Source organism: Luteibacter sp. E-22, assembly GCF_049913125.1.
Classification (GTDB): Bacteria; Pseudomonadota; Gammaproteobacteria; order Xanthomonadales; family Rhodanobacteraceae; genus Luteibacter.
The window spans coordinates 4071319-4091681 of the sequence record NZ_CP183975.1; the positions used below are offsets into that span (position 1 = coordinate 4071319).

At 61.7% G+C, this 20363-nt stretch carries 16 protein-coding genes; 9 read left to right on the forward strand and 7 right to left on the reverse strand.

The window, feature by feature from the left end; all coding sequences use genetic code 11:
* Window positions 1-47: 47 nt before the first annotated feature.
* From ACN9M2_RS18125 to ACN9M2_RS18140, 4 genes are all read right to left on the reverse strand, one after another.
* Window positions 48-623: a hypothetical protein gene (locus ACN9M2_RS18125; RefSeq protein ID WP_426286000.1), complete on the reverse strand. Its 576-nt coding sequence runs from the start codon at window positions 621-623 to the stop codon at window positions 48-50.
* A 318-nt stretch (window positions 624-941) separates the two neighbouring features.
* Entirely contained in the window at window positions 942-1148 is a 207-nt protein-coding gene (locus ACN9M2_RS18130; protein WP_426286001.1) for a hypothetical protein, read from the reverse strand.
* Window positions 1149-1156: 8 nt separating this feature from the next.
* The gene (locus tag ACN9M2_RS18135) at window positions 1157-5791 is read right to left on the reverse strand and encodes an RHS repeat-associated core domain-containing protein (protein ID WP_426286002.1); all 4635 of its coding nucleotides are present in this window, start codon (window positions 5789-5791) and stop codon (window positions 1157-1159) included.
* 353 nt (window positions 5792-6144) lie between these two features.
* Entirely contained in the window at window positions 6145-6582 is a 438-nt protein-coding gene (locus ACN9M2_RS18140; protein ID WP_426286003.1) for a hypothetical protein, read from the reverse strand.
* Window positions 6583-6851: 269 nt separating this feature from the next.
* Between ACN9M2_RS18140 and ACN9M2_RS18145 the strand changes: the two genes are divergently transcribed.
* Window positions 6852-8156 carry a hypothetical protein gene (locus tag ACN9M2_RS18145; protein ID WP_426286004.1) on the forward strand — a complete coding sequence of 435 codons (1305 nt, stop codon included), beginning with the start codon at window positions 6852-6854 and terminating at the stop codon, window positions 8154-8156.
* Window positions 8157-8259: 103 nt separating this feature from the next.
* On the opposite strand, the gene ACN9M2_RS18150 is transcribed toward ACN9M2_RS18145, so the two are convergent.
* Complete coding sequence (locus ACN9M2_RS18150; RefSeq protein ID WP_426286005.1) at window positions 8260-9117, reverse strand: LysR family transcriptional regulator; 858 nt, start codon at window positions 9115-9117, stop codon at window positions 8260-8262.
* A 184-nt stretch (window positions 9118-9301) separates the two neighbouring features.
* On the opposite strand from ACN9M2_RS18150, the gene ACN9M2_RS18155 reads away from it, so the two are divergent.
* The 3 genes from ACN9M2_RS18155 (at window position 9302) to ACN9M2_RS18165 (ending at window position 15501) form a co-directional block, all read left to right on the forward strand.
* On the forward strand, window positions 9302-9733 hold the full coding sequence (locus ACN9M2_RS18155) for a lipocalin-like domain-containing protein (protein WP_426286006.1): 432 nt from the start codon (window positions 9302-9304) through the stop codon (window positions 9731-9733).
* Window positions 9734-10080: 347 nt separating this feature from the next.
* Entirely contained in the window at window positions 10081-12468 is a 2388-nt protein-coding gene (locus tag ACN9M2_RS18160) for a TonB-dependent receptor (protein ID WP_426286007.1), read from the forward strand.
* Between the two features lie 36 nt (window positions 12469-12504).
* Window positions 12505-15501 (forward strand): TonB-dependent receptor, encoded by a 2997-nt coding sequence (locus tag ACN9M2_RS18165; protein ID WP_426286008.1) that lies wholly within the window; start codon window positions 12505-12507, stop codon window positions 15499-15501.
* A gap of 3 nt (window positions 15502-15504) precedes the next feature.
* Here ACN9M2_RS18165 and ACN9M2_RS18170 read toward each other — a convergent pair whose 3' ends face one another.
* A complete protein-coding gene (locus ACN9M2_RS18170; RefSeq protein WP_426286009.1) occupies window positions 15505-15852 on the reverse strand; it encodes a YciI family protein in 348 nt (115 codons plus the stop codon).
* Between the two features lie 192 nt (window positions 15853-16044).
* Between ACN9M2_RS18170 and ACN9M2_RS18175 the strand changes: the two genes are divergently transcribed.
* The 5 genes from ACN9M2_RS18175 to ACN9M2_RS18195 all read left to right on the forward strand — a co-directional run bounded on the left by ACN9M2_RS18175 (window position 16045) and on the right by ACN9M2_RS18195 (window position 19508).
* Window positions 16045-16977 (forward strand): NAD(P)-dependent alcohol dehydrogenase, encoded by a 933-nt coding sequence (locus tag ACN9M2_RS18175; RefSeq protein WP_426286010.1) that lies wholly within the window; start codon window positions 16045-16047, stop codon window positions 16975-16977.
* 2 nt (window positions 16978-16979) lie between these two features.
* Window positions 16980-17684, forward strand: a complete 705-nt coding sequence (locus ACN9M2_RS18180; protein WP_426286011.1) for a helix-turn-helix transcriptional regulator — start codon at window positions 16980-16982, stop codon at window positions 17682-17684.
* Between the two features lie 36 nt (window positions 17685-17720).
* On the forward strand, window positions 17721-18092 hold the full coding sequence (locus ACN9M2_RS18185) for a hypothetical protein (protein WP_426286012.1): 372 nt from the start codon (window positions 17721-17723) through the stop codon (window positions 18090-18092).
* 93 nt (window positions 18093-18185) lie between these two features.
* Window positions 18186-19031 carry a tetratricopeptide repeat protein gene (locus ACN9M2_RS18190; protein ID WP_426286013.1) on the forward strand — a complete coding sequence of 282 codons (846 nt, stop codon included), beginning with the start codon at window positions 18186-18188 and terminating at the stop codon, window positions 19029-19031.
* A gap of 186 nt (window positions 19032-19217) precedes the next feature.
* Window positions 19218-19508, forward strand: a complete 291-nt coding sequence (locus tag ACN9M2_RS18195; protein ID WP_426286014.1) for a hypothetical protein — start codon at window positions 19218-19220, stop codon at window positions 19506-19508.
* A 75-nt stretch (window positions 19509-19583) separates the two neighbouring features.
* Here the strand turns inward: ACN9M2_RS18195 and ACN9M2_RS18200 are convergent, their stop codons facing one another.
* Window positions 19584-20333 (reverse strand): SDR family oxidoreductase, encoded by a 750-nt coding sequence (locus tag ACN9M2_RS18200; RefSeq protein ID WP_426286015.1) that lies wholly within the window; start codon window positions 20331-20333, stop codon window positions 19584-19586.
* Window positions 20334-20363 lie beyond the last annotated feature (30 nt).

The following is a 20363-nucleotide window of genomic DNA, read 5'->3' on the forward strand; positions in this document are numbered from 1 at the left end:
CGCCGCCACTCCGTTCAAGAAATCGTTCAATGAAGATTCTTGTCCCGTCAGTGCAACAAGGGAATCGGAATGTCGGGAAGGAACGTTCTGATGGACGTTCGCGACCGTGCCATCAATGCAAAGCCATCGCCATCAAAGATTGGAACTACTGCAAGTACAGGATGGACGAGCCCTCCCCCGTCGTCGAAGAGCCATGCCACGGAGTAGCCACCGATCATGCGTGTCAAGGCGCGTCGAATGATTTCAGGGTCGGCGCACCCGGGATTAAACATCACGTAAACCTTCTCGGAGAACGTAACCACATTCCCACCATAACGGTCCTGCAACGATGCAACCTCGTTCGGCAGGGCGTAGGCATGGGGAACAAGAAAACTCAAGCAGTCATTTTTTGAGATTGCCACGCTGAGGCTTACGGCGAGCGCGCTGCCCACGGCCATGGCTCCCGCCATAAGCGTAACTTGGCCGCCAACCGACGGCACGGTGGGGGATTCCGGTATCCCACGGGAAATGTCTTCGTCGACGGGGTGGCTTATTGCTTCATGGACCAGAAGCTCCACCGATGACTGGAAGTCATCCGGAATCGATAACGGATGTCCGAACGGACGGCGTTCGATATCCTCCATCACGACGCCGGTGATAGAACGCTGTTGACTGGGTGTGGGGAGCAAGGCTCTGAGCATTGTTAACGCGCCAAGGTGGAAGACGACTTGAGTCCGGAAAGTCTAGTAGATCTGCCCCGGCACGACCGGTGACTCAAGAATCCCATCTCCTTTCTGCCAAGAACCAGTGGGCGCACTCCCCAGTACTTGGCTGACTTTGTCTGGCATGAGTAAGTCACCAGCGATACGCAAGGTGGTACGAGAGCGATCAAAAGACGGCATATTTCACCTGCACATCGTCAAATTCACGCAGGCCTCCAAAGGCTGACACCCACACCGGGATCAGCGACGACCCACGTAAGACATGTGAATCACGAAGCCCGTCAGCGCTATCGAGAAACCCACCGCGAACACCGACACGCCAAGCCACATGAATCCACACAGTGCAATGAGGAAAGCAATTGCACCGACGGCTACACCTGTCATCCCCATGCGAAAACCCAGGAACCGACGCTCATTCTTAATCGCCGACCAATCGATATTCTTCATGCGCTCTCTCACTTACAGTCAGGTTTCGGCTTCGGTGAGGCCGGTGGGTTGTCCCGCACGCAATAGTAATGACTGGTGCACCTCAGCGCTCCCCCCCATACACCGCCACCTACTCCAAAGAAGCCCCTAGCAACCGAAATCTGTTGACTGGAGGGGTCATACTGCAATGAAGCTCCGCCAACAACGCCATCTCCCGTATCGAAACCGAACTGCGCCGTATCGCTCTGACCATCACTGAGCGCACCAGCTCCTACGGAAACAGTTCCCCCAACAGCACCTCCCGCGCCAGCCGCGGTTCCTACGGTCCCACATACGGTTGCGTAGAAGCACATGTTCGGCGAAGTATCGACAGCGAAGCCGAACTCTGTCGTTTCTACGGCATTTGCGACAGCGCCAGCCTGGCCGACTCCGGCTGATATATTTACATCTTTCTGAACACTGGGAAGCCATCCACATGCCGCCCTGTTATACATGCACTGCGAGTCGTCCAATCCGAGCCCGTCAAATTTAATTAGAGGCGACGAGTGGACGTAACTATAGGTGGATATACCTCCACGCAGCCCAATCGGATCACTCTGGACATAACGTCCCGCCACAGATTCATAATCACGATTGATGTTGTAGTTAAGTCCGGACTCTAGGTCAAAATACTGACCAGGAAAACGAAGATTCAACATGTAACCAGTCAGGGACACCGGCAGCATCTCGCCAAACGGATTTCCCTGAAATGCCAACGTCCAGACCGTCACGCCTTTGGCATCGCTGACTACACGGGGCGTACCTAACGCATCCGCGTGGATATATCCGAAGGTCGCGACTCCGCCGACGAGGTCGACCGTTGCAATAGGCAAGTTGTCCAGCCAGACAATATCCCGGCTCGTCGCACCATACTCGGCCAATAGCTGGCTGTTTTCGTCATAGAAGAACCGTGTGGTACCAGCAGCAGGTGTTGTTACCGTCTTGGACATCCGTTGACCAAGCGCATTGTAGACGTACGTGCCTACCGTAGCGCCGTTGCGCTGGACCACGGTCATGCGATTACGGCCGTTGTAACCATAGCCGAGCGCGTCGCCGGCTGCCGTGCTGCCGATCGTGTTTCCGTTGGCATCATAGGTACGGGAATCCGTCCCTATGCTCGTGAGCCAATGAGTGCCTGCCTGATAACCGTAGGCGCCGGTGGCTTGTCCTGGCGCCGTCTTGCTCAAGCGATCGCCGGTCCTGTTGTACGTGTAGGCCTCGATCGCCGTGCTACTGGCGTCATTCACGGAGGTGAGGCGGTAGAGCGGATCATAAGTGTAGGTTTCCGTTGCCGGAACGGCGCCAGGCGTAGCACCGAGCGACACGAGATTACCCATGACGTCGCGTGCAAAGTGGAGATTGAGGGCCGGGCTCGCTACGTCGGAAACGGCGTAGTTCGCATCGTAGGTCCGCGTGACCGTCTGCCCGCTTCCCAGACGGTAACTGGCCACGGGGCCGAACGGCAGATAGGTGACACTGCTGACCACCGTTTGGCCCACGCCGGGCGCTGTGAAGAGTATCGATACCGTGCGACCCCGGTAATCTCGCGAATAGGTCACCTTGCCGCCATTCGGATACGTCATGGTGTCCAGCCTGTCCGCACGGGTATAGGTGTAGCTCGTGGTGTCGGTCTGTATGGCGAGTGTCTGGATCTTCCGGGTAACGTTTCCACGCTGGTCATAGCAATAGGTAGTCGTCACGCCCGCTTCCACGATGCGGGTAAGCCGGCCGATTGGGAACGAGCCCACGCATCCAGTCGTGCTGTCCGGCTCGTCGTAACGCCATGACACGTTGTCGGCGGCCGTCGGGTAAGTCGCCGAAGTACGGCGGTTCAGCGCATCATAGGTGTAGCTGATTGTCGTGCCACGGGCATCCGTGGTGGTCGCTACGTTTCCAGCCGCATCGAATTGAGCCGACGATTGACCGGTATCCGGACTCACCTGGTTCACGACGTCGCCGAAAGCGTTACGAACGTACGTTGTCGCCAAGCCTTCGGGGTCGCTAATGCCCTCGATGTGGTCAAGCGCATCGTATTGCGTCACCGTCTGTGTGTTTTGAGTGGCAACCGCCTTCCCGCCGGCATCTTGAATCGCCACGACTAGTCGGTCCAGGCCATCGTACGTCGCCTTCGTCTGCACGCCCAGGCCGTCGAGGCTTTGCACGAGATGGCCAGTGCCGTCGTATGCGGCGGGGGCGCTGGCATCCATGATGACGTGGTTCAAGCCGTCGACGAGACTGGTAAGCCGTCCCAGGGCGTTGTATGTCCGCGTTATACCTTTGACCACAACGCCGGAAGAATTGAGAACCTGCTCCTGCACACGGTTGCCTGCCGCATCGAGAACATAGTGAATACGGTTTCCCCCGGTGTCCTTGATGTCCGTCAGGCGGTGGGCGTTGTCATAGATGAAATTCGTGACGACACCGCTGGGATCGGTGATGGTCTCGACATTGCCGTACGTTGTGTAAGCAATCTTCGTCAGGATATCGCCCGATGCACTCGATCCATCGGCATTCGCCCGTACGGTCCGCGTTTGTAACCAGCCGCGCGATGTGTACGTGAGATCGGTGATGACACCATTAACATCGACGGTGCGCGTCGGGCGACCGGCGCCGTCGTACCTCGCAATGCTGGTGACGTGGCCCAATGCGTCGGTGATGGATTTTAGATCGCCATGTCGCCACTGAGCGGTGTCGTCCATGTAGTACTGGTACGTGGTGGTCTGCGCGACGTCCTTGCGCGGACCGGTGATACTCAGCAGAAGACCGGCTAACGGGCACTGTGTGGTGTCGACCGCAGCACAGTAGGTGTAGGTCCAGCGACGTACGCCGGCGGGGACATCCCCCGCCGGCGAGCAGACATAGGTCGATGCATCGGGTTCCGCGAGATCCGCTTGGCAACGCGCGAGCAACAATCCTGTCGCGCCGTAGACCTGGCTCGTGGCCATGAGCGCTGTTCCGGCACCGTCGAGCACGCGCGTCACCAGTGGCAAGCGAAGACTCGTGTCCCATGAGGTCTCCGTGCGCCGTTCTTCGGGCAGGCCCACCGCTTCCCTGGTCGACTCCAGTAACCCAAAGGCGTCGTATGTGGTCAGCGTCGAGACACCGTTGAAGTCCACCATGCTCGCTGGGAAGCCACGTGCATCGTACGTGCGGGACTGCCATGGCTGACCGCAGTCGGGGGTGCAAGGACCGTCGAGCGAACCCACCCTCATCAGGCCGTCGATAGAAACCGGCGCGATGCGAACGGTATTGCCCAGCGGATAGGTGACCGCCGAGGTGCCATCGGCCTGATAAGTGATTCGTGTGGTCCCGATGTTACCGTTGAACGCCGACGAGGTCGCTCGGCCGAGGTTGTCGTAGGTGATGCTCTCGTAGCGTACGCCGCGCTCGTCTGTGATACCTGTCAGGGCGTTCGGCAGAGGTGTCGTACCAACAAAACCGCTCTCGTTGTAAGCATACTTCCGTGTTTCATCGTTGGCGTAGACGACCTGGCTAAGGTTCGACGATGAATAGCCATAGCTGTAGGAAAGCTGCTTGCCGTCGGGTAGCTTCACCACGCTGAGCCGGGCGGAACTGTCGTAGGTGAAGATGAGTTGACGGCCCTTTGAGTCGGTTACCGTCGAAAGCAATCCGATTGCCGGCGAAGGCGTGGTCGTATAACTCAGCGTGATTCCCTGACCATCCTGCCCAACCACGGAAATCAGGCGGCCGGCCAGATCGTAGTTTTCGGTCTGTCGTGTTCCGCCGACAAACAGGGCGTACCCCATGGGCGCGCCCTGTGCGTCGTGGAGGTCGGTGAGGACGTCCGTTGGCGTGTCGGTGACCCATGAACTGCCATCGTTACGCGTATAGGTTGCCTGCTTCCCGTCGGGGCGCAGTGAAATGACGGTATTCGCAGGGGCCCCCGAAATGGTCAACGAGCGATCGAAGACGTGCCGCCAGCGGAACCCCATGGCTGCCGGCGCCGTTGCGCCATTGCTGTTATAGAAGCGCCTGAAGGTGAGCCAGGGGCCGCCGTCGTAGTCGTCCTCTTGAAGATGGAAGTTACCCGTGGAGGCATCGATCGGGTCGCCCACGACGTTTGCCCCCATGACCTCGGCGCAAGACGAGCCGTTGGCATTACCGCTGGCGGTGCCGCCGCTCCCGTTACCGGATCTGGTCGAGCCCAGGCCACCGTCGCACCTCGCTCCGCTGCCGAGGTTCTTGGTTGCCTGCCCACCATAACGTGTGATGTCCACCGTGCCGCTGGAACAGCCGGCCTGGGTCGAAGTCCACGTACCTTGAAGTCGGGTGCCTTCCGGTGTCTCGGACAGGGTGAGAGACATCGATGTCTTACATCCCGTATTCGCACTGCCGCCTTGCTCGATGATTGTGCCGTCGGCGGTGGTTAGCGTGTTTCCCGAAACGCTGCCGGCCACCGACCACAGGTACCAGCCATTGGCATTCGACAGCGGCGTCGTGCGACGCGAGCCAGTCACACTGCCGGCGGCGTCCTGTGTGAGTTCGAATTCCTGAGCCCAGTCTGCGGCGGTGGAATCACTTGCCGCATGCAGGTTGCCGTGCCAGGTGCCTGTCACGTCAACGGTGGCAGCAATGCCGCTTGGTGCAGTTGCCAGGACGGTCATCGCCCGTGTCGCGAGCTGTCGCCCTGACGACGGTGAGGCATCCTGGCCATGTGCCTCCGGGGAAATCGCCGTGCCAGCGACGAAAAGCACCAGAACAACGTATCGCCATGCGACACCGACCAAACCCATCCCTGTGGCGGGCCAATTCGCCCTCCATCCCTGAGTGCCCTGAACGTCCATCGCGCTCCCCTGCCGTGTCTGTTTGAAGCGCGTGGAAAGCCCGATGCGCGCTGCACGCAAGGCTACGTATTCAGGAAGTTGCGGGATATAGGAGAGGTCCTACGCGACACGGCTAGTTATATGCAGTTTCGGCAAAGACCTATCGAGCGCTTAACCGGTCACCGCGGCGTTAGCTAAGCCGCCATCTGCCGATTCCGCGCCAGATAGCGAAGCCCGATCGAAAGCGCCATCTCGTAACCAGCGGCGGGGTTGCCCGGCGTGGTGACACTCACCAGGGATGGGTGAGCCGGAGAGATCGTCGCCAGGTCGCCGGCACGGCTGTCGGCATGGATCTCGATCAACGGCACGCTCAACGCGTCGAGCGCGCGGCGTAGCGGAGCCACCTGTCCTTCGGGTATCGCGTCCGCGTCGACGTCCAGAAGGACCAGGTCCACCGAGGCAGCCTCCCGGCCGGCCAGGCAATCGGTCACCTGCTCGATGTCGGCGCAAGCTCGCCATACCAGGTCTTCCCCTTGCGCTTGTGCGCGATCCCACAATCCCATTAACGCGTCATCGGCGACCGCCTCCGTTCCATGGGGATGAACCGGAGCGACAAGCAACAGAATCGACATCGGAGAACTCGGCAGTGGGAACAGGCCAAGTATCGGCCTGACCGCCGTAAATTCTCTCGGTCGAGTGGGGCATCGAGCCGTAAAAATCGCGTCAAGTCCGACCGGATGGCGCAATGAAGTCTGCAACAGTGTTTGCGAACGCCAGAACGCCCCTACAACAAAAGAGGGATGGTAACGACTGTCCACCCACGGCAGAGTCTTCGTACGTATACGCGCATTTGCATCGCCCCTGAGCGCATCACCAGACAACCATCCTGCGGGAGTAGCTCATGATCAGTTCACCCTGGGCTGTTCTTTTGTGCAAGTTCAACGATGACGACCGCGAGCCTTACCCACGCACACGATACGAGGAACTGTTCTCAAGGTCTGGCATAGGCAAACGAGGCATGGTCGACTATTTCAGCGACATGTCGCACGGCAATGTCGACCTGAGTGGAACCAGGGTATTCGGATGGTGGACGCTTGACAGACCGCGGTCCGATTTCAAGGGGTTCTCAACGAGCCCTGGAGGTCGGAACGCCATCATCGACTGGGCTCGCGCGAAAGCTGCCGAAGAAGGCGTGGATCTCGCGCCGTTTCATTCGGTGATCGTTTGCCTGAATGTGGACACGGATCTATTCGGATCTCCGTATGGTGTCTGCTGCGATGATGGTCGGTGGACGGATAGCTCCGTTCCAGGCTTCTCCTCCATGTCTCCGTGCATTCTTGGGCAAGAGATGGGGCACGGTTACGGATTGAATCATTCACGAATCGAAGGTGGCGACGACTACTCCGACGACTGGGACATCATGAGCACGGCGGTTACTCCATTCATGGCTCCCCATCCGGTGTTCACCGAACTCGACCAGCGAGGGCAACCGATATTCCGGCTCGGCCCGGGTCTCAATGCCGCCAACATGGCTTATGTCGGATGGCTGGACGGCGCCCGTGTTTGGGATGAACCGGACAACTCCTCCACAAGCACGGAAATATCTATTCGCCCCTTGCACCGCCGCGATCTCAATGGATTCCTGGCCATCAAAATGGGGGATTACTACATCGAATTTCGGATGAACGATCGGTGGGACGCGGCCATCCCCAACCCCTGCGTGCTCGTGCACCGACTGGAAGGCGGCGTTTCGTATCTTCAGCGCGACAACACCGGAAATGCCGCGATGACGGCTGGAAGTTGGTTTGGAACACCGCCCGAATTGTCCATCCTGGGTGCCGGCATCCGAATCCAGGTTCGTTCGATTGATGCGGGGAACCAGATAGCTCGCATCGGCCTGACCAGAGCCAAGCCGCAGATTCCCAGGGTTTGGCCCAAGGAAGGTCCTTACCGAAATCCCGGTGTCGCCTGGCTCGAGGGCGCGGTCACCGTCAATTTCGGCGATAGCGTGCTGACGATACCCAAGGACTCTCCGTTCCACGAGTTGATAGCATTACTGGCCCTGCATGAAGGCAGCAAGGCGGTCAGTTCCGCGCGACTTCAACATTCGGTGCGGACCGAAGCGCTGTCGAGCATGGTCGACGTGATCCAACGTCAGCTTGATAAGGCGAGAGCGCCGCGTGTTCCGGGGCGAAGGCGTCCCTGAGAATGGTCTGATCATCCCTCCTTGTCTGGCGACAGTCGCATTGGACCCGAGCGGCTGTCGGAGGAAGGTCAGGGCCTCGCGGCGAGCGATTTTCCATCCTCGTTCAACCCGCCTTGGACAGATTCTTGAACGCCATCCCCAGCGTATGCAACGCGCTGCGCGACCGGCTGTCATGAAGCGCCGAATACAGCACGACCTCGTGTGTAGGCAGCGGAGGCAATGAAAGCGCTTCACCGATATCGATGGTGCCGGACGGCGCGGCGCGCCTGGGCAACACCGCGACCGCCAAGCCGATCGCCGCCGCGGCCCCTACCACGGCGGCGCCCTTGCCGATGAACACTTCTGTCCAGGCGATGCCGGCACTATCCAGTGCGCGAACCGCCGCCGCGCGAATGCTGCATGTTTCGCCCTGGGTCGACAGCGGCAACGGTTGGCCAGCGCGCGGCTGCCAGTGCGGAGCAGCGATCCACGCGAACGATTCGGCGAACAGCACTTCACCGTTGCGACGGCGATCTTCCGGCTGCAGCACCAGGGCAGCATCCAGCACGCCGTCCTCGTAGGCCTTGAGCACATCGTTCGAGCCGGCTACGCGCAGTTCGATCACCAGATGGGGATCGTGTTCGTTCATCCAGAGCAACAAAGCGGGCAACTCGCTGCCCACCAGCTGATGACTGACGCCGATGACGAGCCGGCGCCGCTTCACTTCAAATGAGGCGATGGCGCGTTCATGCGCCCCGACCAACTCGCGAGCGGCCTCCATGAATGCGGCTCCCTCGGCGGACAGCCTCACCTGGCGCGGCGTTCGCTCCAACAGGCGTCGGCCCAGCTGGTCTTCCAGCCGGCGCAATTTCAGGCTGATCGCCGATTGCGTGCTGTCCAGCACTTCCGCGGCGCGGGTGAAGCTCTGTAGCTCAGCGGTCAGGACAAAGGCTTTGACGGCATCGAGGTCGAGGGCCTTCATGGGTTATCCATTTCATTTCTAAATGACTGAAACGCACATTCATATATGTTCTAAATGAATGTTAGCGCACTAGACTGCCCCGCACATCGGCAGGAAATCCGTCATGAAACCCTCGACGACGCTCCTATTCGCCCTTCTGGCCCTACTCCCGATCCCCGCAGTCACTGCCTCGGAACTCGGCACCATGAATACGGCCGCTCCCATCGAAGGCACCTGGACACTCGCCTTCGCGGACGTGCAGCATCCGGATGGAACGCGCACGCACGACTACGGCGACTCGCCCAAGGGCCTGCTGCAGATCGATCACACTGGTCACTATTCGCTGTTTATCTTCAACAGCTCGCGCCCCAGCTTCGCCGCCAACGACAAGAACGCAGGGACGCCGGATGAATTCCGATCGGCCACACTGGGAACGAGTTCTCACTTTGGAACGGTCGAGGCCGATCCCGTGAAGCGCACGCTCACGTTCCACATCGAGGGAGCGACGTACCCGAACTGGGAGGGAACGACCCAGGTGCGCGGGTATGAAATGAGCGGCGACGTGCTCAGTTACAAGGTTCCGCCGCGGCCCAACGGCGATATCCCGCTAACGGGTTGGAAGCGAATTTCCCGCTGATCCAGGCAAAGGACACCCCTAACGTCCTGCAACACCTCCCCACAGGTAGTTGACAACCGCACGTTCCTGCACCAGCATGGATTTCCCATTCGGACTTCTAAACGCCCAGACATCTGGTCGTCCTCCGGAGTAGAACCGCCATGATCACGCAGCTTACGACCGACACGCGCCATCCGATCGTCTCCACGATCGGTGCGTGTTGCTGTTGTCCTGCCTGATCCCGCCGGCGCGCCTGCGCCCCTCCGCCTGACGGGCGGATAGAAACACCTTTCCCTTGAGTCCCCTGCGCCACGCGCGGCTCCCTGCCGCGTGTCGTACCGCTGCCCGCACCATCCAGGAATCCGTTCATGAGGCATGCCCTGCCCGCGCGCTTGTCGCTGTCCGTTCTTTTCGCAACCGGCCTGTATGGCCCCGTCACCCACGCCGAGGACACCGACAAAGCCGGGGACGCCACCAAGCTGCAGACGGTGGTCGTCACCGGCACCCGCTCCGTCAATCGCAGCCAAAGCAGTTCGTTGTCACCGATCGATGTGGTCACCTCGCAGGACTTGCAGTCGTTCGGCGATACCCAGCTAGGCGCCGTGCTGTCGCGGCTCACTCCCTCGCTCAACTTCCCGCGCGCGCCGGGTAACGACGGCTCGGGCATCGTGCGTCCAGCCGCGCTACGTGGCCTTTCGCCGGACGAGACACTGGTCCTGGTCAACGGTAAGCGCTGGCACACCAGTGCGCTGCTCAATTTGCAAGGTGCGCTCGGCCGCGGCTCCGCACCCGCCGATCTCAACTCGATCCCGATCTCGGCCATCGACCACATCGAGGTGCTGCGCGACGGCGCCTCGGCCCAGTACGGCTCGGACGCGATCGCAGGCGTTATCAACATCGTGCTCAAGGGTGCCGCCGGTGCCGGGACCAATGAAGCGAGCATCACGGCGGGACGCTATAGCGCGGGTGACGGCAAGCAGTGGCAGGGCGAGGCCAGCCTCGGTGTTCCGCTTGGCGGCGACAAGGGCTGGGCCCGTCTGAGCCTGGTCCAGGGCCATGCGGACGCGACCAACCGCGGTGGCCGCGACTACCGCGATCCCACCTCGCCCGTTTACGGCCAGCGGACGCAGCGCATCGGCGAGCCGGACATCAGCAACCACCAGGCCCTGCTCAACGTCCAGTACGCGCTGGCCTCGAACGTGGACTTCTACGCCTTCGCCAGCACCAGCAGCCGCGAGGGCACGTCGCCCGCCCTGTTCCGCACCTACGACAGTGCGCGTAACGTGCCGTCGATCTACCCGAACGGCTACCTTCCGCTCAACGACGTGCGCTCGATCGACAGCGCCGTGGTCGCCGGCGTGCGCGGTACCACCGCGAGCGGTTGGCGCTGGGATATCAGCGGCAACTACGGGCGCGATCGGGTCAGCATCGATCCGACGCATACGCTCAACGTCGACCTCGGCGCGGCGAGCCCTACGCGCTTCAACGCCGGGCGCCTGATCGCCACGCAGAAGGCGTTCGATGTCGACGTGGCCCGCGATCTCGACGTGGGTTGGCTGACCAATCCGGTGACCCTCGCTTTCGGCATCGAATACCTGCACCAACAGTACGAGATCGAAGCCGGCGATCCGGCGTCGTACGTCGGCACGGGGTCACAGGGATTTCCCGGATTCACGCCGGGTGACGCGGGACGCCACAGTCGTCACGATGTCGCCGAATACATCAGCCTGGAAAACCAGATCACCGACAAGCTGAGCGGCTCGCTGGCAGTCCGCCACGAAGATTACAGCGACTTCGGCAACACCACCTCGGGCACATTGTCGGCACGCTACGACTTCACCGACAGCTTCGCACTGCGTGGCACGGCGGCGACGGGTTTCCGCGCGCCATCGCTGCCGCAGCAGTACTACACGACCACGTCGACCAATGTCATCGGCGGTGTGCCGACGCAGATCCGCAATTTCGCGGTGAGCGATCCCGTCGCTCGCGCACTCGGCGCGGAACCGCTCAAGCCCGAGAAGTCGCATAACTACACCCTCGGCGCCGTGTACGCGCCCGGCGCGTGGACGCTGTCGCTCGACCTCTACCAGATCACGATCGGCAATCGCATCGTTCCATCTGAGAACCTGGTCGGCGACGACGTGCAGGCGTACCTGCAAAGCCAGGGCTTCGCCAACATCCAGGGCGGCAGCTACTTCACTAATGCCTTGAAGACACGCACGCGCGGCGTCGATCTCAGCAGCGGTTACCGCATCGATTTCGGGGACGCGGGCAAGCTCCAACTGACGGCCGCCTACAACCGCAACCACACGTCGATTCTCTCGGTGGCCCCCAACCCCTCCACGCTTGCCGAGAGCGGACTGGAACTGGTGCGTGTCGGACATATCGCGCAGGGGTACATCACCAACGGTGCGCCACGCGACAAGATCGCCTTCGGCGCCGATTACGGCATTCGCGACTGGAGCGTGCATGCGTCGCTGACGCGCTATGGACAGTTCACGGTCAATCAGGACCCGATCAGCAATCCCGGCTTCGACCAGGTCTTCCCCGCGCGATGGTTGCTCGACCTGTCCACCAGCTACGCGGTCCATGGCTGGACCTTCACGGCGGGCGTCGACAATCTCACCAATGTCTACCCACAGAAGTACAAGGCTGGAAGCGACGGTGCCGTCGGTGGCACTTGGCCCTATCCGGATTACTCGCCGTTCGGCTACAGCGGACGTTACCTGTACACACGCGTCGCCTATCGCTGGTGACCGCGCTTTTTCCCACGACCATCCAGGGGCTACAACGTGCACTCCAGGCTATCGTTCCGCCGCCAGTTGCTGGCTGCGACACTTCTCTCCGCGCTCGGCACGCAAGCCGCCTTCGCCCAGTCGACCACTGGCGCCATCTCGGGCCAGGTCAGCGATGCGCAAGGCGCCACCGTCGTCGTACAAGGTGGCAACGGCCTGACCCGCGAGGTCACGGTCGACGCCAAGGGGCGCTATAGCGCAAGCCAGCTTCCGCTCGGCACCTATACCGTCACCCTCCGGCGCAACGGTGTCGACGTCGACAGCCGCAAGGACGTGGGGCTCAGGGTGGGCGCGTCGACCGATGTTTCCTTCGTTGCCGGCGCGGCCAATCTCGAAGGCGTCAGTGTCAACGCATCGCGCCTGCCCGATATCGACGTGACCTCGGTCGATTCCCGGTCGGTAATCACCGCCGACCAGTTGGCCAAGCTGCCACTCACACGCAACGCGGATGAAATCGCCCGGCTCGCTCCCGGCGTCGTGTCGAACAGCGGCGGTTTCAAGGGCCCGACCGGGTCATCACTGAACAGCTTTGGCGGCTCGGCGGCCAGCGAGAACGCCTATTACATCAACGGCTACAACGTGACCGATCCGCAGCGCGGCATGGGCGGTATCTCGCTGCCTTATGGCGCCGTCGACCAGCAGGAAGTCTATACGGGTGGCTACAGCGCGCAGTACGGGCGCTCCGACGGCGGCGTCATCAACCAGGTGGGCAAGCGTGGCAGCAACGAATGGCACTTCGGTGGACAGGTGCTCTGGGAGCCCGCTTTCGCGCGCGCTGGCTCGGCGAACACGTATTACACCAACGGCCTGCCCGCCTCACCCGTCGCAGGCGATCTTTACCAGCCCAATCGCGAGGATCGCAGCTGGGTGACCACCGTGAGCAGTTACGTCGGCGGCCCGCTGATCAAGGACAAGCTGTTCTTCTTCCTGGCTGGCGAGTTCGAGCGGCAGGAAGGTTCGACGCACAACAACGTGGACAGCACGAGTCCGGACGTGCAGTACCGGTACGGCTCACCGCGCTGGTACGGCAAGCTGGACTGGAACATCGCGGACAACCATATCCTCGAAGTGACCAGCGCCTCCAGCAAACGCGAGACACAAGGCACGATCTACGATTACGACTACAGCACGCTACGTCGCGGCGAACGAATCGGCTCGGCTGACGACACCAAGACGGGCGGCGACGTGTGGTCGGCCAAGTACACCGGTTACATCACGGACAACCTCACCGTATCGGCGCTGTACGGCAAGATGAAGCTGGACCAGTACGACCAGCCGGGCTCGTACAATGGCGACCTCACCTACGTGAACGGGCTGACCAACCAGAATCCCGCACTCAACGGTGGTTCGCCATTGGGTAACAACCAGACGGTGCAGACGCTGACCAACCCCGGCCGTAGCACCCGCAGCACCAACACGCGCCTCGACGTGACCTACGTGCTCGGCGACCACACGATCAGTGCGGGCATCGACAACCAGGTCACCCGCGCGCTCGACCAGGGCTCACAGGCCTCGGGCGACGGCTATTACTGGACCTACGGCAAGGCCGACCCGAATACGCCGATTTCCACCGGGCTTGGTGTGCCCGCCACTGGCGGCATCGTCAACGGTGAGCAGGGCTATTACGTGGTCCGGCACGTGGTCAGTTCGCTGGCCAGCGTGCGCGCGAGCCAGAAAGCCCAATACATCGAAGACAAATGGCAGGTCGGCGATCGTTGGCTGCTTTCGCTGGGCCTGCGCAACGACCAGTTCGAGAACTACAACCGCGACGGCGATGCCTATGTCACGCAGCACCGGCCGCAGTGGGCGCCGCGCCTCGGTTTCAGCTGGGACGTGAACGGCGACGCCAGCTTCAAGGTCTACGGCAACGCCGGGCGCTACTATCTCGGGTTGCCGCTCAATCCCGGCCTCAACGCCGCCGGTGCGTCGCTCAGCACGTCGCAGTACTTCACCTATGGCGGCATCGACGCGCAAGGCCTGCCCACAGGTCTCACCGCCTTCTCGCAGCCGGTCTCGTCGAACAACTATTACGGTGTACTGCCCGATCCGCGAACGGTCACGGCAAGCAACCTCAAGTCGGAATACCAGGACGAGTTCATCCTCGGCTTCACCAAGACGCTGGGCCAGGATTGGGTCTATGGGGCGAAGGCCACCCAGCGTATCTTGCGCAGCGCGATCGACGACTACTGCGACACCGACCGGATCATCGCCAAGGCGGCGACGCTCGGTTACGACGTGACCACGACCAATAGTTGCTATCTGTTCAACCCGGGCCGAGCGAACACGTTCAACGTGATCGATACCTCCGGCAACCTGGTCGCCGTGCCGCTGAGCAACAGCGAGTTGGGCTTTCAAAGCCTGAAGCGCCGCTACTACTCGCTGGAAGGATTCATGGAGCACCCGTTCGACGGCCGCTGGTACGGCAAGGTCGACTACGTATTCTCGCGCAGCTACGGCAACACGGAAGGCCAATTGCGCTCGGACCTCCAGCAGACCGCTGCCTCCACCAGCGAGGATTGGGACAACAGTTACATCATGGAGAACACCAATGGTCCGACCAACAACGACCACACCCATCAGCTGAAGCTGTTCGGCTACTACCAGCTGACGCCGGAATGGCTGGTCTCGGCCAACCTCAGCCTGACTTCCGGCTCGCCGAAGATCTGCCTCGGCTATTACGGCCCCGACTTCTCGGACCCCGGCAAGTACGGCGGCTCGTACCACTACTGCGATGGCGTCGCATCACCGCCTGGCAAGCAGGGAAGGCTACCCTGGGTCCGCCAGCTCGACCTGGGCACGACGTATCGCCCGGCCTTCGCCGACGGCAAGCTGTCCTTCACCGCCAGCGTCTTCAACGTGTTCAATGAGCAACGCCCGTTGAACCGGTATCCGTATTCGCAGACCGATCCTGGCGTGCCCGACCCGCAGTACGGGCAGGCGGTGGTTCGCCAGGTGCCACGTTATGTGCGGCTCGGGGTGAGTTACGACTACTGAAGACTATTCCGGAGCGGGGCTGAAGAAGATCTCCCGAACCTCTACCTGACCGCGCGTCGCGCTGGCGCCCCTGCGCGCCCACGCCAGCGCCTCGTCCATGTCGGCGCATTCCAGTATCCAGAAGCCGCCGATATGTTCCTTGGCTTCCAGGTACGGTCCGTCGGTGATGAAGACTTCGCCGTCGGCCTGCGTCCGAAGCGATTTTGCACCGCCAAGGCCACAAGCGAATTTCCTGACGCCGGCGTCGATCATTTCCTTGTTCAACGCGTGGATTTCGCGGCCGACGGATTCATCCATCTGGGACGGGTCGAAATCGTCGGGGAGGTAACCAGCAACCAGGTACTGCGGCATTGTCTTCTCCTTGAGTGGCTTTCAGTCGGACCTGTTGTCCGCCTTACTCATACGTCGAACGAAGGGTCCGAAATTCGACAGCCGGGCCGATAGCTCTTGGAATGCCTGAGCCGCCGGAATGGTGCCAAGAACTGTCACCATGGGGTCGGTAACGTGGGCGATCTCGGCCCATTGGCCCCATTGTCGACCTTCATGAAGCGAATTCAGTACAACCAGTACGGCGGCCCGGAACTGATGCACCTCGACGTGTTCGAGTTGTCCGCACCGGGTACCGGCGAGGTGGCGGTCAAGGTCCATTTCGCCGCGATCAACCCGATCGACTGGAAGCTGCGGGCGGGGCAGATGAAGCTCGTCACCGGCCGCCACTTCCCCCGGGCGATGGGCATGGATTTCTCGGGAACGGTCCTGTCTGTCGGACCGGGCGTATCGAGGTTCAAGGCGGGCGACGCGGTCTTCGGCCTGGCCCGGTTCAAGGAAAGCGGCGCGCTCGGCGAGGCCGTGGTGACCAAGGAGACATTCCTGGCGAAGAAGCCGGACAACGTATCGTTCAAGGATGCGGCCTGCCTGGGAACGCCGGGGATAACCGCCTGGAACGGGCTCATGGACAAGGCGACATTGCGCCCGGGCGCGTCCGTTTTCATCAACGGCTGCGCAGGCGCCGTCGGTGAAGCGGCGGTGCAGATCGCGCATCTCGCGGGTGCGTCCGTCTCGGGAAGCTGCAGCGCCGTGGATATGGAACGCATGAAGGCGCTCGGCGTTCGTAATGTCTACGACTACCGGTCGACCTCGTTATCCACGATCCCAACGCGCTTCGACGCGGTGCTCGACACGGCGGCGTCGCTCTCCGTATCGGCAGGCATCGCGATGTTGCGCAAGGGTGGCGTATTCCTGGATCTCAACCCCGGCCCTGGCAAATTCATAAGGGCATTGTTCGACCGCCGGCTACGTCCGGTCATCGGCTCCCCCCGCTCTGATATCTTGGACACGGTTGCCGGTGCCGCCAGCGAGGGAAAATTCAGCATCAGGGTGGGAGACACCGTTCCGCTGGGCGAAGCGATCCGCCTGCTCACCGAACTGGAAGCAGGCCGTAAGATCGGGGGTAAAGGCGTCATCGCGATGGAATGATCATGGCCAGAAGCCACCGACTGTTCGAACTGATGCAAGTGCTTCGCCGGCACCGCAGGACGGTGTCGGGCGAGGCACTAGCGCGCGAGTTGGGCGTCTCGCTTCGAACCATCCGCCGGGACGTGGTGACGCTTCAGGGCATGGGCGCCGATATCGCCGGAGAGCCCGGCGTCGGCTATGTGATGAAACCAGGATTCCTCCTGCCGCCAGTGTCCTTCACCGATGACGAAGTGCAGGCGCTGGTCATGGGCGGACAATGGGTCAGCCGCCAGGCGGACGAGAGGCTGACGCTGGCGGTGAAGAACGCGCTCGCCAAGATCCATGCGGTGATGCCGGCGGACATGCGTGCACGTTTCGATGACGATACGTTCTACGTGGGCGTGCGCGAGAGACCAGCGATGTCCATCGACCTGGGCGAGATCCGGCGCGCACTGCGCGATCAGCGCAAGTTGCGCATCGTGCTTGCGATGGAGCACGCGACCAGGGAACCGCAGGTCGTCTGGCCCATCATGCTCGCGTTCATCGACGCGAAGCGATTCATCACCGCCTGGTGCGAGTCGGACGACCGGTTCCGGGTGATAGGCATCGACGATATCGCCAGCGCGGAAGTCCTTGCCGAGGCTTATCCCCGCAACCGGCGTCAACTCGTCAAGGAGTGGCGTGCGCAGGAAGTCTTGCCATGCAATGCCGAAGGCGATACGTGTTGACGAGCTAGCCGAGACCACCTTCAGCTGGAGAACATCATGCTCAAGAACCTCATTCCGAAGATCTTCTACGACCATCTCGGGGACGGCCTCGAATTCTTCGTGGAAGGCCTTGGTTTCGAAGTGCTGTATCAGGACGCGGTCATGGCCGTCGTCGCCCGTGATGGCGCGAAGGCCTACCTCGTCGAGAGTCCCGAATACGCGGCGAAGGACCGTCCGGAGCTGAGCATCGATACGGATGACGTCGATGCGCTGTTCCACGAGATGTCCGCAAGGGCACCTCACTTCCTGCATCCGAACTCGAACCGTGTCGCGTCGAAACCATGGGGCTCCCGCGAGTTCGCGATGCTGGACAAGACGACCGTATGCGTAAACTTTCGCGAGTGGCCGGAGGCTGGTAACCACACATGAATGAGGTGTCGGCTGCTTCATCAAAGAAAGCTTGCTGAAAATCGAGGGAGAGTAGGCTACTCGAAGTAACTATCCCGGGCACTGAAGAACCTCATGCAAAAGCTGATTCTCTTTCTTGCGTTGCTGATCCTCGCACCATTGGCGGGCGCCGCCGACTCGCCCAAGGACGTGCAGGCGCTTATCTCGCGCGGGGACTATCCAGGGGCGGAAGCGCTCCTGCGCGACGCCATCGCGGAACATCCGCAAAGTGCGAAAGCCCATTACGTACTGGCCGAGGTGCTCGCTCACGAAGGCAACATCGGCGAGGCGAAGGCCGAGGCATCCAAGGCTGCGACGCTCGATCCGGGTACGCACTTCACCGATCCCGCAAAGTTCCAGGCTTTTCAGCGAAAGCTGAATGAGGCTCTGGCCCCTGCGGCCAACGTTCGAACCGCGGCGGCTCCTGCGCGCTACGGCGAGACCGGGCAACCGTCCCGCGACGAAGGCGGTTCGTCGAAGCTGCTCAAGCTCCTGGCCATCGGGGCCGGTATCGCGCTTATCGCGTCCTTATGGATACGTCGGAAGCGCGCAGAGGATGGCCCGTCCATGGGCTATCCCTCCGCACAGCCGCCGGGTGGAACGCCCCCCTATGGCGGCTATCCGGGTAACAGTGCCTACGCCCCGCCTCCGCCTCCGCAAGCGCATTCGGGCGTAGGGACGGCAGTAGCGGCGGGACTCGGCGGCGTGGCAGCGGGCATGTTGCTCGACGAAGCGCTTCGCTCCCACAGCGACGGCGAGGTATCGCGCGATACGGGCTCCGTCGTTCGTGACGATCACGATCCTTCGGCACAGGCCTATGACGATCTTCGCAGCGATCCGATCGACATGGGCAATGACGACAGTTCGTGGGATGACAGTTCGTCGGGCGACAGCGGGTCTTCCGACGACGACTCCTGGTAACTGATGTGGTGCACGGATTCTTTCGTGCCGTTTCAGGCTGAGGGTTCGCGGACAGCGTCCGCTCCCACCCCAAGCTGAACGTTGGCACCTACGGTCGCCTACCCCAGTTCATCCTGCCGCAAGGAAATCCAAGGCAGACTCGCGCTGGCAGTATCCCGGCCTCGTGCCTCGTACGGAGATAGTCCCATGCGCCATTCCACCCTGCTGCTGGCCGCTTCCCTCGGCCTCGTCCTTGCCTCGCACGCCGTCGCTTCCGACCGTCCCGATCCGGGCAAGCTGACCACCCGCTGCCTCGATGCCGCCGCGGACAAATTCGACGTGAAGAACGATTACATCCAGTTACAGCCGATCCAGGCCGCCGACGCCGGTTACACGATCGCCGGTACCGCCGACGCGGGTATGGATGGCAAGAAGAATTTCACTTGCCAGTTCGATAAGAAGGGCAAGCTGGCCAATATCGTTCCCGAGAGTAAGTAAACAAAAAGAAGGGCCTCGCGCAGGGCGTGGCCCTTCTTTATTTTCGCCACGGTCAGAAGTCGCCTTGTGGCGCGCTTACGCGGCGAAACCACCATCGATCAAGAGTCGCGCGCCCGTGATGTTGGCCGCCTCGGGTCCGGCAAGGTACGCGACAAGACTGGCGACCTCATCGGGATGGCCATAGCGGCCGACCGCCAGCATCGGGATAAGGCCCGCCGCCATCGGACCATCCGCCGGATTCATGTCGGTGTCGATGGGACCGGGTTCCACCACGTTCACGGTGACCCCCTTCGGACCGAGATCGCGCGCCAGGCCCTGCGTCAGGCCTTGCAGCGCCGACTTGCTCATCGCGTAGACGGCTCCACCAGCGAAGGGCATGCGCTGCGCATTGGTACTGCCGATATGGATGATGCGGCCACCCTTGCCCATGACGCGAGCGGCGGCACGACTGGCGATGACAGCCGCGCGAATGTTCACCGCGATCGTGCGGTCGATGTCTTCCGTCGTGAATTCCTCGATCGGCGCGATGGCGAGTACGCCTGCGCTGTTGACGAGGATGTCGAAACCGCCGAAAGCCTCCTTCGTCTTGCTCACCGCTTGCTCGACGGCCGCATCGTTCGCGCTATCCGCCTGGATGGCGATGGCGCGTCCGCCGGCCTTGGTAATGTCGTCGACGACAGTGTTCGCAGCGTCGGCACCCTGCACATAGGTGATCGCGACGGAGGCGCCGCCGGCGGCCAGCCGACGTGCTATCGCGGCACCGATGCCACGTGAACCGCCGAGGACGAGGGCGCTTTTGCCTTGGATGGAATTGAGGTCGTTCATGGTGGGGCTCCGATAGGTGATGTTCGATTC

Excerpts from the sequence above, each read along its gene's own strand:
- ACN9M2_RS18135 (WP_426286002.1), bottom strand. The coding sequence starts at position 5,791 with ATGACCGTCCTGGCAACTGCACCAAGCGGCATTGCTGCCACCGTTGAC.
- ACN9M2_RS18125 (WP_426286000.1), bottom strand. The coding sequence starts at position 623 with ATGGAGGATATCGAACGCCGTCCGTTCGGACATCCGTTATCGATTCCG.
- ACN9M2_RS18200 (WP_426286015.1), bottom strand. The coding sequence starts at position 20,333 with ATGAACGACCTCAATTCCATCCAAGGCAAAAGCGCCCTCGTCCTCGGC.
- ACN9M2_RS18145 (WP_426286004.1), top strand. The coding sequence starts at position 6,852 with ATGATCAGTTCACCCTGGGCTGTTCTTTTGTGCAAGTTCAACGATGAC.
- ACN9M2_RS18150 (WP_426286005.1), bottom strand. The coding sequence starts at position 9,117 with ATGAAGGCCCTCGACCTCGATGCCGTCAAAGCCTTTGTCCTGACCGCT.
- ACN9M2_RS18160 (WP_426286007.1), top strand. The coding sequence starts at position 10,081 with ATGAGGCATGCCCTGCCCGCGCGCTTGTCGCTGTCCGTTCTTTTCGCA.
- ACN9M2_RS18140 (WP_426286003.1), bottom strand. The coding sequence starts at position 6,582 with ATGTCGATTCTGTTGCTTGTCGCTCCGGTTCATCCCCATGGAACGGAG.
- ACN9M2_RS18130 (WP_426286001.1), bottom strand. The coding sequence starts at position 1,148 with ATGAAGAATATCGATTGGTCGGCGATTAAGAATGAGCGTCGGTTCCTG.
- ACN9M2_RS18195 (WP_426286014.1), top strand. The coding sequence starts at position 19,218 with ATGCGCCATTCCACCCTGCTGCTGGCCGCTTCCCTCGGCCTCGTCCTT.
- ACN9M2_RS18180 (WP_426286011.1), top strand. The coding sequence starts at position 16,980 with ATGGCCAGAAGCCACCGACTGTTCGAACTGATGCAAGTGCTTCGCCGG.
- ACN9M2_RS18155 (WP_426286006.1), top strand. The coding sequence starts at position 9,302 with ATGAATACGGCCGCTCCCATCGAAGGCACCTGGACACTCGCCTTCGCG.
- ACN9M2_RS18185 (WP_426286012.1), top strand. The coding sequence starts at position 17,721 with ATGCTCAAGAACCTCATTCCGAAGATCTTCTACGACCATCTCGGGGAC.
- ACN9M2_RS18175 (WP_426286010.1), top strand. The coding sequence starts at position 16,045 with ATGAAGCGAATTCAGTACAACCAGTACGGCGGCCCGGAACTGATGCAC.
- ACN9M2_RS18190 (WP_426286013.1), top strand. The coding sequence starts at position 18,186 with ATGCAAAAGCTGATTCTCTTTCTTGCGTTGCTGATCCTCGCACCATTG.
- ACN9M2_RS18170 (WP_426286009.1), bottom strand. The coding sequence starts at position 15,852 with ATGCCGCAGTACCTGGTTGCTGGTTACCTCCCCGACGATTTCGACCCG.